This is a genomic window from Pseudohongiella sp. (genome assembly GCF_011050365.1).
In the GTDB taxonomy this organism is placed as follows: domain Bacteria; phylum Pseudomonadota; class Gammaproteobacteria; order Pseudomonadales; family Pseudohongiellaceae; genus Pseudohongiella.
Window position 1 is genome coordinate 1 of the sequence record NZ_DRFV01000003.1, and the last position, 12,622, is coordinate 12,622.

The window sequence follows — 12,622 nt, forward strand, 5'->3', positions numbered from 1 at the left end:
CCGGCCCCTGACCCATCAGAGGGCTCCAGAGCATGGGGTGCATCGCCTCGAAGCGCATGCCGCGAGAGCCGATCACCCCAGGCTTTGGCGCCCGATCCACTGACCAAAGCCCGATCCACTGACCAAAGCCCGGCCCACTGCCCGGCCCCTGACCCATCAGAGGGCTCCAGAGCATGGGGTGCATCGCCTCGAAGCGCATGCCGCGAGAGCCGATCACCCCAGGCTTTGGCGCCCGATCCACTGACCAAAGCCCGATCCACTGACCAGAGCCCGACCCACTGTCCGAGAGCCGATCACCCTAGCTTTCGGACCCCGACCCACCGCCCTTGGCTCCCACCAACCTGGCCCGGCCCAACTGATACAACAACCGACCCAACACCAGCGCCCCCACAATCACCACAAACTGCCCCACGAACGCATTCGCCACCGAAATCGAGTCCGGACGGGTCATGATGAAGCCCAGATTCACCGCCGTCAGCAGCGCCGCCATCACGCAGACTGCAGACAACACAAGACAGATAATACCGGTGATTTTTTGCATTGCTGGTCCTCGCGATCAAGTTGACTACCTGATTCGGGATTATGGCAGTGTCCACAAGCACCGACAACTGGATCAACTGCGCGCGGGACGGTATGATCAGCACTCATTCGCACCACTAATATCTGGAATCCTATGCTTGGCCAAGTGCTTATTACCTTGCTGGTGATTGTCATCGCCGTGATCTTCCTGCGCCGACAACGCGCACAGCAGCGAGCATCCACCCGGGCACCCCAATCCAAATCACAGAAAGCTGATCCCTGGCAGGGAAGAAACCGGCCGCACCAGATGCCACCCGCCCCCCTCGATAGCCGAGCGCCAATGGCCGGTAAAGTCAAAACCGTCCTGTGGCTGGTCCTGACCGGTATCGTCGTTGTCGGCAGCCTTGTCACCTACCTGCAATGGCAGGATCAACAGCGCCTGGTGACCGTGCTGCTGTACCGTGACGCCGATCAAAGCCCGGTCATTTACCGCGTTTCCAAGCGCAATATCGGTGATCGCAGCTTTATTACAGAAGATGGCACTCAAGTAACCGTGTCCGCCAATGAACGCATGGAGATCGTTGGCCTCTGACACATTGTCAGTAACGGCCAGCTGTCGCCTTTTGAGCCCGCTTTGTCGCTTACGCCATGTTGCCGATGGGGATTCTGTTAAACTGGATTACCTGAGATAACAGCGTCAGGCTCACCTCTGCCGTTTGTTTACACCCCGAATTCAGCGGAATTTTTTCATGTTCATATGTCGTTACCTCACTCTGTGTTTGTTGTTGTTGCCAGCGCTGGCCGCTGCGCGCGATACCATCGTGGAGCTGGAAGATGGCAGTTCCGTGAAGGTATTCCTGTTTGAGCCCAGCAAAGAACACGGTGATGGACCCTGGCCACTGTGCGTGTTGATGCCCGGCGGTGACGGTAACGAATATGTGGCGCGCGCTCAATTCTGGCTGGGCAAGGAGCTGGCAACCAGGGGCTGGATGATCGCGGTGCCGGTATCACCGACCAACACGCCATTTACCGGTGCCAACGGCCAGAAGATCCCCAAAGTCATTAGCCATCTGCAACAATCCCCGGATATTCTCCCGGGCAAAGCCCTGCTGGTTGGCGTCTCCACCGGCGGCAGTTCGGCCCTGGAGCTCGCAGCACAGCATCCCGAGCAATATTACGGTGTCGTTGCCGTCCCCGGCATGATGAAAGACTTATCCTTAATCAAAGACATGAAGCAATTGCCCATCTATTTGCGTGTGGCGGAAGATGACCTGTTTCGCTGGAACCAGAGTATGCCCGCGCTTGCCGACGCTCTCAGAGCTGGCGGCGCCCGCGTGGACGCAGCGCTGGTGCCTGACGCCCGCCACGTATTCACGCTGGACTGGGAAAATCTGCACCCCTGGCTGGAATCTTTACCTACAACAAAAGAATACATTCACGGAGCCCAATAGCGCGGACAGCCTGCGTCACCGGGGCACGTGCGCTGGTGGTGCTTTTGTATGCGCCGTGCTAAAGTTCGCTGCCTTGCAGATACTCAACGCCGTGCTGGAGATGCTGGATGAAATTGATTACCGCTATCATCAAACCCTTTAAATCCGACGATGTTCGCGAAGCTTTGTCAGAGCTGGGCGTGAATGGCATGACCATGACCGAAGTCAAAGGCTTCGGGCGCCAGAAGGGCCATACAGAACTGTACCGTGGTGCCGAGTACGTTGTTGATTTCCTGCCCAAGGCGAAAATCGAAGTGGCGGTTGCTGACGAACTTGTGGACTCGGCCATTGAGGCGATCTGCAAAGCAGCGAACACCGGTCACATCGGTGATGGCAAAATTTTTGTCACCGCGCTTGAGCAGAGCATCCGAATCCGCACCGGCGAAACCGGTAACGAAGCGCTGTAAGCTCTTCCGGCAGACAGCAGGTTTACGCCTGCTGCCTGTCGATAACCCGCAAGGTTACCAGTGCATACACCAGCTTATTGTCGTCCTCGTCAAAAAAAGTGACTGACACCAGGGACGTCGACCTTCCCTTGTTGATCAGCTCCCCCTGCAATCTCACTCTCGGGCCCAGCACCGGATCGAGATAATCAATACGCATATTAATGGTTGTTATCCAGTAGTCCTCGCGTCGCGGGAACAGGGTCCGTATGGTGTACAACGCGACCATATCAACATAAGTGCCGGTAAAACCGCCAAACAGTTGTTGTCGTGGATTAAGCACCTTTCCCGGTATATGTGCGTCAATGTCGATGAGTCCTTCAGCCTCACGAATGATTCTCCAGTCGGGAGCTTCCAGCAGATCCCCGGCGCAGTGGCCCGGGCGCATGAAAATTGGTTGTTGTTCGTCCGCGCTCATATGTTCCTTGCGTTAAAAATCGAAAAAGTAAATCTCAAGATTCAGCTGTACTCTGGGGTCCGGCTTCCAGTCATATTGATATTCGGCCAGCAGTTGCGGCACCAGCTCCAGTACCAGCCAGTCTTCATAGATAGCTTTGCGATACACCATCTGTAAAAAATAATTGTCGACGGTTGCCACCGGCCGGTTCTGACCGATCAAACCCACCTCATAGGTCAGGGTCTCGCGCTCACCCAGTGCCTGGTAAAGTGCTACGGACTGGCTAAACTCGGTGAGGCGCTCGTCATGCTGGTAATTGACTTCGGACTCGATACGGAAATTCAGCTGTTCTGTCAGTATGCGGGTGAAAAATACGCGGGTGTCCTGACCCCATCCCTCATTGTTGTAATAGAAAATCCGGCTACTGAAACCGGCATACCAGTCATCACTGAGGTCAGCACCATAACGAACCCGGAAACGATAAAACGGATCCAGGGGAATCTTGGCGCGCATGCCGATATCGTGGTTAAAACGCCAGCCATTGCGTTCCGGGTGTTCGTAGCGGAAACCACCGGTAAAAGATGTCGTGGAGACGTTATTCAAGCGCTGGTCGCGCAAGGAGTCCCGCTCGGTATTTTCTGATTCAAATATCAGCTTCCAGCGCTCAGTGGCGCGAGGCAAATCAACACTGCCGCCGATGCGGGCATTGGAATGGTAGGGATTGAAGCGACCGAAACGCTGGTTGATTCGTATGCGCATGTAACTTTCATTACTGCGCTCACCGACACCTTCGCCCGCCAGCCAGTCATCAAGGTTACGACCAACAACAGAGACGTTTTTCGACACACCATCGCGCCTCGCTTCCAGCCAACGCCAGGCGTTGCTGTGCTCTATTTCCGCCATGGTGCGTGTGAGAATATTGTCGACGGCGTTTGCAGCCGAAGTTGCTAAAGCGTCCTCATCGTCCTCCGCCTCGCCTGCACCAGCATCGTCGTTGGTGCTCTCGGTGAAACCTGCATCCGGCTGCGCGATGACGGACTCACTGGACAGCATGCCTGCCAGCAGAGCCAGCACCAGAAAAAATGATGGCAGCATGGACCTGCGCATCAACGCGCCGGACGTTATCATCAAGATCCTGTTTTTGTTTGCGGCTGACTCTTGCACAATAGCTCCCCTGAAACCAATCCCTGTGCCAACACTACGAGCTGATCGTGCCAGTATCGCACCCGGCAGCCTGTGAATAAGTCGGGATGACTAAAAGGCTACCTTGGAATCAGATTTCCGCCCCAGTGTAATCCAGTCGGGGCCGGGCAACCAGCAATTAGCCAAGAATTCCCGGCATTGCCTTTTTTCGTCATCTTTCCTCCATGATTGGAGCTTAAAGATGCGCCAACGGCATGTTGTGCTCAAGCACGTCTATCATCCATTCTGCACCGTGATGCAAAGGCTCCACTGCCAGTAAAACCGCCAGGCCGGCGGCGGCAAACAGCGTCGCGATTTGCCAACGACTCAGCAACTGGCGACTGTCCAGGCGCAACAGTGCGTGGACGCGGCTCTGCAGGTCACTGCCATCAAAAGCCACGCCTTGCAGCGGCGCTGCAGAGCGACGCAACACACGTCCGACCTGCACCAGGGTCTGGGCAACCGACAAGGACCCGTATCGGCTCGCGGCGACGAAGTCACAGGACTGCTCACACAACAAGTGCAGATCATGCACCACAGACTGGCGCCAGACTCGTGGCAGAACCAGACAGAACACACGACCGAGCAGGAGCCGGAGATTGTCCCGGCGCTTGCGGTGCGCCTGTTCATGGGCAAGAATGATGGCGAGTTCTTCAGACGAACAACCGCCCAGAAGACCTGTGCTGATATAGACACGGGGCCGCCACCAGCCCAGAGTAAACACCGCAGGCTCACTGGCGGCCAGCAAACGGTAACCCGCTTGACGCGAAGACAGCGCATCGAATTGTTTGCGCATGCGGATTCCGCGCCACAAGCTTTGTGCAAAATGCCAGGACAATGCCAGCGTGGCAACTACCGCCAGCGTGAATCCACTCCAGACCAATACCCAGGTGCTGGTCGTGGGCACATGCGGTGCGCAGTCTCCGTGACAATGCGGGGCAAGCAGCAGGCCACCAAATGTCGGCACCAGCAACAACGAGGTAGCCAACAGACTCAGAATGAATGGCGCTGACCAGAGCAGCAGCAACAGCACACTGCCATGCGCCGGATGCAGGCGGAACAGAGTTGACCGGATGAGGGGATAAAGGCCTCGCAGGATCAGTGTCAGCACCAGCCACAGAACTAACCAGATCAGACACAGCGTACCCAGAGTATTAATCATCCTGATCCCCTCCAACCCCAGCGTCGCTCTGCTGCGATTTCCTGAGCCTGATAAGGGCTTCCAGCTCATCCAGTGAAGCATCATCCAGATCGGAGGCGACCTGTACAAAGCTGCTCAGAATGGTTTCCATTCGCCCATCGTGCAACAGCTTGATAACGTCGCCGAGCATACGGCCGAGCAGATTACCGCGCGAAACCGAGGCATGGTAAGTAAAGGCATGTCCCTGCTTTATCCGGTCGACATAGGCTTTGCGAAACAGCCGCTCGAGCGTTGACTGAATTGTGTTCAGGCCAGGGGTACGTCGCGGCGGCGTCTGGGCGCACAGCGCTTCGTGTATCTGACGCGCATCAAGGTGCGGCCGCTGCCACAGTGCTTCAAGTACACGTAGCTCCAGCTCACCCAGATTATGGCTTAAAATATTTGAAGAAGACCGCATTTTCAGTATCCGACGTCCGTATGGATTTCTCATCTTTCAACTCAACAATCGCGACTATTGCTCTTCGATAGTAGCGGCGTCATCTATATTCAATGTAGTCCTGATTTTGCGCAAATGCAAAAACCGATAGCCCATCGGTGCTTTTTTACCAAATAAAATCAATATAATCAATATTTTATAATTCCACGATGTTTTCCCATTGTATCCTGTCTGTGTGACACATTTATCGCGACGCCAGGCGTCGATTCAACCTTTGAGGTACAACGTAGTGAAACAACCCGGACTATCGCAGTCGCTGGCGGCCGCAATTACTTTGATTTTAGCCAGTAACAGTATTGCAGAAGAAACCAATGCAGATCGACCGCAGGAAATACTGGTATTCGGCAGCGACTTCAATCTCTCAGGCACCCCCGTCACTGCGGCCGAGGGTATCGTCTACGACAAGCAACTGGAACTACGCCCGGTTTCACGCACAGCTGAATTGCTGGAATTTGTACCCGGACTTATTGCCACTCAGCACAGTGGTGAAGGCAAGGCCAACCAGTATTTTGTAAGGGGCTTCAACCTGGATCACGGCACCGATTTTGCCCTGCGCCTGGACGATATGCCGATCAATATGCCTACCCATGGTCACGGCCAGGGTTACGCCGACATTAACTTCATTATTCCCGAACTGGTCGATCGCCTGACTTACCGCAAAGGTCCCTATTATGCTGATGGTGGTGACTTCGCCACGGCTGGCTCGGCCGGGTTCCGCTATGCTGGCAGCCTGGAACAGGGCACGATGAACCTGACACTGGGTGAAAACGATTATCAGCGCCTGTTTCTGGGTGAATCATTCGATGTATTCGCCGGACAACTGACCTTTGCCGGCGCTATTACCCAGTACGGCGGCCCATGGCAGCGTGACCAGAACCTGGACAAGCGCAAGGCAGTGGTTAAATACCACGAAGCATCGCCTGAACGCGAATGGAGCCTCACCGGCATGACCTATCTCAACGACTGGGATGCCACCGACCAGATCCCGCTGCGTGCAGTTGAAAAGGGCAGCCTCAGTCGCTGGGGCAATATCGACCCCACTGTTGGTGGCGATTCCCGGCGCAACAGCCTGTCATTTGCCTGGCAGGAGAATCTGGGCGCTGATGATCAATGGAATTTCAGTGCCTACCTGATGGACTACACGCTCGATCTGTTTTCCAATTTTACCTATTTCGCCAACGATCCGGTCCGGGGGGACCAGTTCCAGCAGGCTGATGACCGCCGCGTGGCGGGTTTTGAAACCGAGTACCGGCGCAACCTGCAAACCCGCATCCCCACCGAAATCACGGTGGGCTTCCAGAACCGCTACGATGACATCGACGTGGGCCTGTACCAGACCGAACAGCGTGAAATATACAATACCGTGCGCGCGGACAACGTTGAGCAATCTCTCAACAGCCTGTACGCCTCCGTTCAACACCAGTGGACCGATCGTTTCCGATCGGTGGCATCCGTGCGCGCGGATCACTATGATTTTGACGTCGCCGCCAACATCGCTGTCAACAGTGGCTCAGGCGACGACACCCTGTTCAGCCCGAAATTGAACCTTGTGTTCAGCCCGATGGACGGTCTGGAAACATTCCTCAGCGCCGGCCAGGGCTTCCACAGTAATGATGCACGTGGCACGGTGATCAGTATAGACCCGGTCACCGGTGATGCTATTGACAGTGTAGACCCACTGGCCACGGCCCGCAGCTATGAAGCCGGGTTTCGCACCTCACTGATCCCGAAAACGCAGCTCGCCGTTACCGCATTTACCATGCGCCTGTCGTCGGAACTGATTTATGTCGGAGACGCAGGCAATACCGAAGCCGTTGCCCCCAGCAAACGGAAAGGGTTTGAAATCAACGGTCTCTACTCCCCCACCGAGTGGTTGCTGTTTGATGCCGATGTCAGTTACACCAAAGCCCGACTGCGCGGCGTGGGTGTCGACAACCGCATCGGCAATGCGGTCGAGCGCACGGCGTCAATGGGCATGATCGTGGATGACCTCAATAACTGGAGTGGTGGTATTCGCTTGCGTTATCTGGGCGAAGCGCCGTTGACAGAGGCGCGACTGCCGCGCTCCGAGTCGACCTTTCTGATGAATGCACAGACGACGTACCAGTTCACACCCAATCTGTCGCTAACACTGGAACTGTTGAATGTGCTTGACAGCGATGACCGTGACATCACCTATTTTTATGAGTCACAACTGCCGGGCGAAGCTGCGCCGGTGGAAGATATCCACTTTCATCCGGTTGAGCCCCGCAGTGTGCGGATGAGCATTCAGGCCCGCTTCTGACTTGGCATTGGCGCCGGCACAGCACCATCGGTGCCGGCGCTGATACCATTCTAGTGTGCAGGCGCCAGGAAGCCTGAAATGTATTGCAAGGCATCACCCAGCGAACCACCCCAGGCGGCGAAATCATGGTCACCGTCGAAAATCCGTAACTCGACGCTGTCCGCCTGATGCTCACGCAATGCCTGATAAAAACCGGCGGCGTGGTAGGCGATATCAAAGCGGTCATGGTCACCACTGTTAATATAGAATGGAACTATGACACCTGACTGTTTGTAGTCATCAAACACTGACACCCAGTTCATTGAGCGCCACAACGCGGGATCAAATTCGCCATCGCGCTGAAAAATCGCAATACGCGTCGCCGATGAACTGGCTGGCGGTACCGGATCATAAACCGCCGGACTCAACGCTGCAGCTGCAGCAAACAATCCGGGAAAAGTCAGCGCGGCATTCACCGTGCCAAAGCCGCCGGCAGAATAGCCTGCAATCAGTCTGCCCTCGCGCGCATCAATACTGCGGTAGTTATCATCAATGTGCGGTATCAGTTCGGTGATCAACGCAGTCTGCGCAGATTCCGTGAGCGAGTCGGCCCACCAGAAGTTCGGGTCTGCCGGCATCACGATCAGCATTGGCGGCACCCTGCTTTCTTCTATTAACGCATCAACAGTCGCCTGCACCCGGCCGGCATCGACCCAACTATGCTCATCGCCGGCAGCGCCGTGCAACAGGTAGAGCACCGGAAACGATGCCGGCGAGCTGTGATACGCTTCAGGCGTGTACAAATTGTAGCTGTATTCACGCCCGAGGGTTGCCGAGGAAAAACTGTGATGCGTTACCGTACCGGCCAGCGCGATCGCCGGCGCCAGCCAGCAACCCATGACCAGCAAAACCAACAGCGCCAACCTGTGCATGCTCACCCTGACGCCAGACATTGGCCGGACATTCAGCGTACCGCACATCGAACTGGCAGTTATTGCACTCATTATCACGCTCTCCGTCTTGTTGTTTGTTAAATCACATAAAATCCATATCGCCGGCAGTCAGCCACCACTTCCCCTGCAGCGTTTCAGCGGCAGGACCCTGCGTCCAGGCGTTGCAGGGAATATGAATGCCCGTGGGTTCGACATGAAGTGACGCTGTTCTCACACGATGCAGTTGGCCTGCGCTCAACCACAACACCATGGGTCGCCCCGTGTCATGCCCATGCTGACTCAGAGCTATCAGCACCTGGGGCAAATCATCTGCCGACGCTACCACGTCCATGATCAGCCTGTGCTCACCATGGTCGCGGGTCACCGCTATTGCATGACTGCCTGAGGGATGCGTCAGAACCAGAACATGATAGTCCAGGCCTGGACGCTGCGCGTACCGATAGTGCAGGTAAGCTGCGTCCCTGATACCAATAATGTCGTCAGCAAACGCCGGTGCCATCCGTTGCCACAAGGCGTCAGTCAATCCGCCGCTGTCGACCTCCGGGCCTGCCTGCGCGACGGTCCAGGCACCGGCGGCCGGCTCGCCATCGGCAGGATAGGATAAAGCCAGCAGTTCGTCGGTTTTACCGTACAACCCCAAACGTTGAGCAACGTGCATGGCCTTGATATTGGGAAAGCCGAAACCCAGCAGGTGCTCTGCAGTGTTGCCGGCATGCAACTCCAGCATGGTCGCAGCGGTAATAAAAAACAGACTGCGTTTGCTATAGAAGCTTCGGTGTTGCGGCAGCACCATGACATCACAGATCTGCAATGCTCGCGCGGGCCTGCCAAAGTACAGAATGTCACGACTGATGCCACCGTAATGGGCTACGGCCTCACCACGTTTGCACGCCACCACCGAATGTCCGCGTCCGTCACCATATTTCCAATGCCAGAGTGACGCATCAAAACCGGTATCAAAACTGCGCTCAAACAAAACCTGAAAGCGCTCTGCGGGCATCAATTCCGCTGGCAACAGGGTGACATCGCAGGCATCCATGCGAAACGCCAGCAGGGCATGGATATAGCGCCCGCGCTGACACTTGGCCAGATCATCAGCCATGGACTGGCGTAGCGCCAATAATTGATCTGTGGACAAACCGGTGCGTTGCGCCAGGGCAACGAGGTGCTGGTCAAACAGCGGCAGACAGTGTTCCAGCCAGCGGGCCACACTGCTGCTGACATCGTGATGCTGCGTTAATTCGAAACCGGCTCTGCCCGCCATATGCAGCACGTGGCTGAGTACCGGCAATGGTTCCGGCGCCTGAACAGAATCATCACCGGTGAATTCTTCCAGTATCAGCAGTTGACCACCTGCTTTCAGCAAGCGACGGGCGTGTGCAAAAACTGTCAATGGCGACAGGTAGCGGGCACTGTTCTGCAGCACCAGCACATCAAAGCATTCGTCCGTCTCATAGTTTTGCAGGTCGGCCAGCACCAGGCGCGGCAGGGCGGCAGACGCGGTGTCGTGTTCGCAGAAACGTCTGCGCGCGGCGCTGATGGCCTGCTCACTGACGTCAATGGCTGTGACCTGATAACCGGCCCGGTCCAGCTCATATGCCAGCGCGCCGGTGCCGCAACCAATATCAAGCACGGTTGCCCCGGGCGCGGGCTCCAGCATTGCCAGCAACCGGGCCGCCATCGCCTGCTGCGCCCCGGTTACCGACAGGTCAGGCTCTGCCTGAGTACCGTAACTGAGAAAGTCGACATGACCAAAAGCCAGTTCCAGCAACTCGGCATATATATTCAATGGAAAAATCAGTGACTGTGGGGTCGTCTTCATTCGGCGCATTATACGGTACAATGAGCAAAATAAGTAAAGCCGGGCCCGACATGACTAAAACTGGTACCACATGGTTGAACACCCTGCTGCGCGGCACCGACGGCGAATTACGCAGTGCGCCCCGTATCAGTTTACAACGCCTGCTGGTGTTGCGGACGCTGGTGATGATTACCGGTATTCTGGGCGCCATCGTCTTCGATTTCTTCTCACCCTTGCACTTGCCGGTCGGTCCTATCGTGGCGTTACTGACATGCATTCTGGCCTCACTGGCACTGGGTGTCTGGCGGGTCCGCAATGCCACGCTGATCAACACACGGGAGCTGGCCGCGCACCTGGCACTCGACTTTGCATTCCTGACAGTCCTATTGATTTACACCGGCGGAGCCACCAATCCGTTGATCTCTTACCTGCTGGTATTGCTGGCGGTGGGCGCGACCCTGCTGAATCTGTTCTGGGCCAATATACTCGCGGCACTCGCTATCGTGGTATACACCCTGCTGTTACTGGTAGGTATTGCTACCGATCAGCATGCCGAGCACATGGTGCCCGACTTTCAGGTGCATCTGATCGGTATGTGGGTGACCTTTGTTGTCAGTGCCGTGCTGATCACGGCATTTGTCAGTCGCATGGCGCAGGCCATCCGCAGTCGTGAACTTACCCTGGCCAAAGCCCGCGAGAACGAGATGCGCAACGAGCAACTGGTGGCGATCGGCACACTGGCGGCAGGCACAGCGCATGCGCTGGGCACCCCCCTGTCCACCATGGCGGTGCTGCTGTCAGAACTGGATGAACAAAGCGAAGAACAATTGCGGGAACAGAGTGTCAAGGCTGATATCCATTTACTGCGCGAACAGGTCGTGCGCTGCAAGCATTCGCTGGATCAGCTGACCCGGTTTTACAACAAGAACGATCACAGTCAACCGGGCCAGCTTCGACTGAGCAATTTTGATGACGCCATACGTGACTACATCACCAATATTCACCCGGGCGCGAAGATAGATTTCAGCATGGATGCAGCCTGCAGCGAAGCACTGATTTCGGCAGACATTACCATCCGCCACGCCCTGATCAATATCATCGAGAATGCACTCAAAGCCGCCCGATCGCGCGTGTCGGTAGAGTATTATTGGGCATCACCACAACAAACTGATGTCGTGATGTCAGTCCAGGATGACGGCCCCGGTATTCCGCCGGAGGTGATGGAGAGCATGGGGGAACCCTTTATCTCGACCCGCAGTGACAGCATGGGCCTGGGAATTTTTCTGGCCAATGCCTCCATCCAGCGTCAGGGTGGTAGTATTGAAATGTTCAATGTCAGGGACGCCGGTGCCCGCACCGTAATCAGACTTCCGGTGAGTGTTTGATATGAATAAGCAACTGATTCTGCTGATAGAAGATGACGCCGTGTTTGCCCAGGTCATGAGCCGCGCGCTCGAGCGACGTGACTATGCTGTTATTCATGCCAGTGACCTGGATGCAGCACGACTGGCCATCGCCAGTCACAGCCATGATTATGCCATCGTCGATCTGAACCTGGCCGGCCATTCGTCTCTGGAACTGATCCCGCTGCTCAGGGAAAAATGTCCCGCCAGCCCGATCCTGATGCTGACCGGTTATGCCAGTATCGCTACTGCTGTTGAAGCCATCAAGTTGGGTGCTGACAACTACCTGGCCAAACCCGCCGATGCCAACGACATTCTCGCCGCCCTGACCTCTACGCCACAGTCCGAACAGTCTTCATTGTCAATTCAACAGCCGATGTCGGTCAGACGTCTGGAGTGGGAGCATATTCAGAAAGTGCTGAAGGAAAACGACGGCAATATCTCCGAGACGGCGCGCCAACTGAACATGCATCGACGCACACTGCAGCGCAAATTACAGAAAAAACCCGTTGCCGGCTGACGGACGCGCCGGTT

Annotated in this window: 14 protein-coding genes; 6 read left to right on the forward strand and 8 right to left on the reverse strand. The window is 56.0% G+C overall.

Annotation, left to right across the window (positions count from 1 at the left end):
• Together ENH71_RS03245 and ENH71_RS03250 are read right to left on the reverse strand one after the other, a co-directional pair.
• Positions 1–241, reverse strand: a 241-nt coding sequence (locus ENH71_RS03245; protein ID WP_294137480.1) for a hypothetical protein, incomplete at its 3' end; no start/stop codon positions are given.
• A 57-nt stretch (positions 242–298) separates the two neighbouring features.
• Complete coding sequence (locus ENH71_RS03250) at positions 299–541, reverse strand: hypothetical protein (protein WP_294133148.1); 243 nt, start codon at positions 539–541, stop codon at positions 299–301.
• Between the two features lie 132 nt (positions 542–673).
• Between ENH71_RS03250 and ENH71_RS03255 the strand changes: the two genes are divergently transcribed.
• The 3 genes from ENH71_RS03255 to ENH71_RS03265 all read left to right on the forward strand — a co-directional run bounded on the left by ENH71_RS03255 (position 674) and on the right by ENH71_RS03265 (position 2,416).
• A complete protein-coding gene (locus ENH71_RS03255) occupies positions 674–1,111 on the forward strand; it encodes a hypothetical protein (RefSeq protein ID WP_294133149.1) in 438 nt (145 codons plus the stop codon).
• A 157-nt stretch (positions 1,112–1,268) separates the two neighbouring features.
• Positions 1,269–1,970, forward strand: coding sequence for a dienelactone hydrolase family protein (locus ENH71_RS03260; RefSeq protein WP_294133151.1), 702 nt, complete (start codon positions 1,269–1,271; stop codon positions 1,968–1,970).
• A 107-nt stretch (positions 1,971–2,077) separates the two neighbouring features.
• Positions 2,078–2,416: a P-II family nitrogen regulator gene (locus ENH71_RS03265; protein WP_294133153.1), complete on the forward strand. Its 339-nt coding sequence runs from the start codon at positions 2,078–2,080 to the stop codon at positions 2,414–2,416.
• A 22-nt stretch (positions 2,417–2,438) separates the two neighbouring features.
• On the opposite strand, the gene ENH71_RS03270 is transcribed toward ENH71_RS03265, so the two are convergent.
• From ENH71_RS03270 to ENH71_RS03285, 4 genes are all read right to left on the reverse strand, one after another.
• Positions 2,439–2,870: a PaaI family thioesterase gene (locus tag ENH71_RS03270; protein WP_294133155.1), complete on the reverse strand. Its 432-nt coding sequence runs from the start codon at positions 2,868–2,870 to the stop codon at positions 2,439–2,441.
• A gap of 12 nt (positions 2,871–2,882) precedes the next feature.
• Positions 2,883–3,977, reverse strand: a complete 1,095-nt coding sequence (locus ENH71_RS03275; RefSeq protein ID WP_294133157.1) for a hypothetical protein — start codon at positions 3,975–3,977, stop codon at positions 2,883–2,885.
• A gap of 250 nt (positions 3,978–4,227) precedes the next feature.
• Positions 4,228–5,193, reverse strand: a complete 966-nt coding sequence (locus tag ENH71_RS03280) for a M56 family metallopeptidase (RefSeq protein ID WP_294133159.1) — start codon at positions 5,191–5,193, stop codon at positions 4,228–4,230.
• The gene (locus ENH71_RS03285) at positions 5,186–5,629 is read right to left on the reverse strand and encodes a BlaI/MecI/CopY family transcriptional regulator (RefSeq protein ID WP_294133161.1); all 444 of its coding nucleotides are present in this window, start codon (positions 5,627–5,629) and stop codon (positions 5,186–5,188) included. The genes ENH71_RS03280 and ENH71_RS03285 overlap by 8 nt, the downstream gene beginning before the upstream one ends.
• A gap of 313 nt (positions 5,630–5,942) precedes the next feature.
• Between ENH71_RS03285 and ENH71_RS03290 the strand changes: the two genes are divergently transcribed.
• On the forward strand, positions 5,943–7,952 hold the full coding sequence (locus tag ENH71_RS03290) for a TonB-dependent receptor (RefSeq protein WP_294137482.1): 2,010 nt from the start codon (positions 5,943–5,945) through the stop codon (positions 7,950–7,952).
• 50 nt (positions 7,953–8,002) lie between these two features.
• Here the strand turns inward: ENH71_RS03290 and ENH71_RS03295 are convergent, their stop codons facing one another.
• Positions 8,003–8,935 (reverse strand): alpha/beta hydrolase, encoded by a 933-nt coding sequence (locus tag ENH71_RS03295; RefSeq protein ID WP_294133165.1) that lies wholly within the window; start codon positions 8,933–8,935, stop codon positions 8,003–8,005.
• 31 nt (positions 8,936–8,966) lie between these two features.
• A complete protein-coding gene (locus tag ENH71_RS03300) occupies positions 8,967–10,706 on the reverse strand; it encodes an SAM-dependent methyltransferase (protein ID WP_294133168.1) in 1,740 nt (579 codons plus the stop codon).
• Positions 10,707–10,756: 50 nt separating this feature from the next.
• Between ENH71_RS03300 and ENH71_RS03305 the strand changes: the two genes are divergently transcribed.
• Positions 10,757–12,070 (forward strand): ATP-binding protein, encoded by a 1,314-nt coding sequence (locus ENH71_RS03305; protein ID WP_294133170.1) that lies wholly within the window; start codon positions 10,757–10,759, stop codon positions 12,068–12,070.
• A 1-nt stretch (position 12,071) separates the two neighbouring features.
• Positions 12,072–12,608: a response regulator transcription factor gene (locus tag ENH71_RS03310; RefSeq protein WP_294133172.1), complete on the forward strand. Its 537-nt coding sequence runs from the start codon at positions 12,072–12,074 to the stop codon at positions 12,606–12,608.
• Positions 12,609–12,622 lie beyond the last annotated feature (14 nt).

What these genes read in the sequence shown, in the direction of transcription:
- ENH71_RS03250 (WP_294133148.1), bottom strand. Translation starts at nt 541, where the DNA reads ATGCAAAAAATCACCGGTATTATCTGTCTTGTGTTGTCTGCAGTCTGC.
- ENH71_RS03255 (WP_294133149.1), top strand. Translation starts at nt 674, where the DNA reads ATGCTTGGCCAAGTGCTTATTACCTTGCTGGTGATTGTCATCGCCGTG.
- ENH71_RS03260 (WP_294133151.1), top strand. Translation starts at nt 1,269, where the DNA reads ATGTTCATATGTCGTTACCTCACTCTGTGTTTGTTGTTGTTGCCAGCG.
- ENH71_RS03265 (WP_294133153.1), top strand. Translation starts at nt 2,078, where the DNA reads ATGAAATTGATTACCGCTATCATCAAACCCTTTAAATCCGACGATGTT.
- ENH71_RS03270 (WP_294133155.1), bottom strand. Translation starts at nt 2,870, where the DNA reads ATGAGCGCGGACGAACAACAACCAATTTTCATGCGCCCGGGCCACTGC.
- ENH71_RS03275 (WP_294133157.1), bottom strand. Translation starts at nt 3,977, where the DNA reads ATGATAACGTCCGGCGCGTTGATGCGCAGGTCCATGCTGCCATCATTT.
- ENH71_RS03280 (WP_294133159.1), bottom strand. Translation starts at nt 5,193, where the DNA reads ATGATTAATACTCTGGGTACGCTGTGTCTGATCTGGTTAGTTCTGTGG.
- ENH71_RS03285 (WP_294133161.1), bottom strand. Translation starts at nt 5,629, where the DNA reads ATGCGGTCTTCTTCAAATATTTTAAGCCATAATCTGGGTGAGCTGGAG.
- ENH71_RS03295 (WP_294133165.1), bottom strand. Translation starts at nt 8,935, where the DNA reads ATGAGTGCAATAACTGCCAGTTCGATGTGCGGTACGCTGAATGTCCGG.
- ENH71_RS03300 (WP_294133168.1), bottom strand. Translation starts at nt 10,706, where the DNA reads ATGAAGACGACCCCACAGTCACTGATTTTTCCATTGAATATATATGCC.
- ENH71_RS03305 (WP_294133170.1), top strand. Translation starts at nt 10,757, where the DNA reads ATGACTAAAACTGGTACCACATGGTTGAACACCCTGCTGCGCGGCACC.
- ENH71_RS03310 (WP_294133172.1), top strand. Translation starts at nt 12,072, where the DNA reads ATGAATAAGCAACTGATTCTGCTGATAGAAGATGACGCCGTGTTTGCC.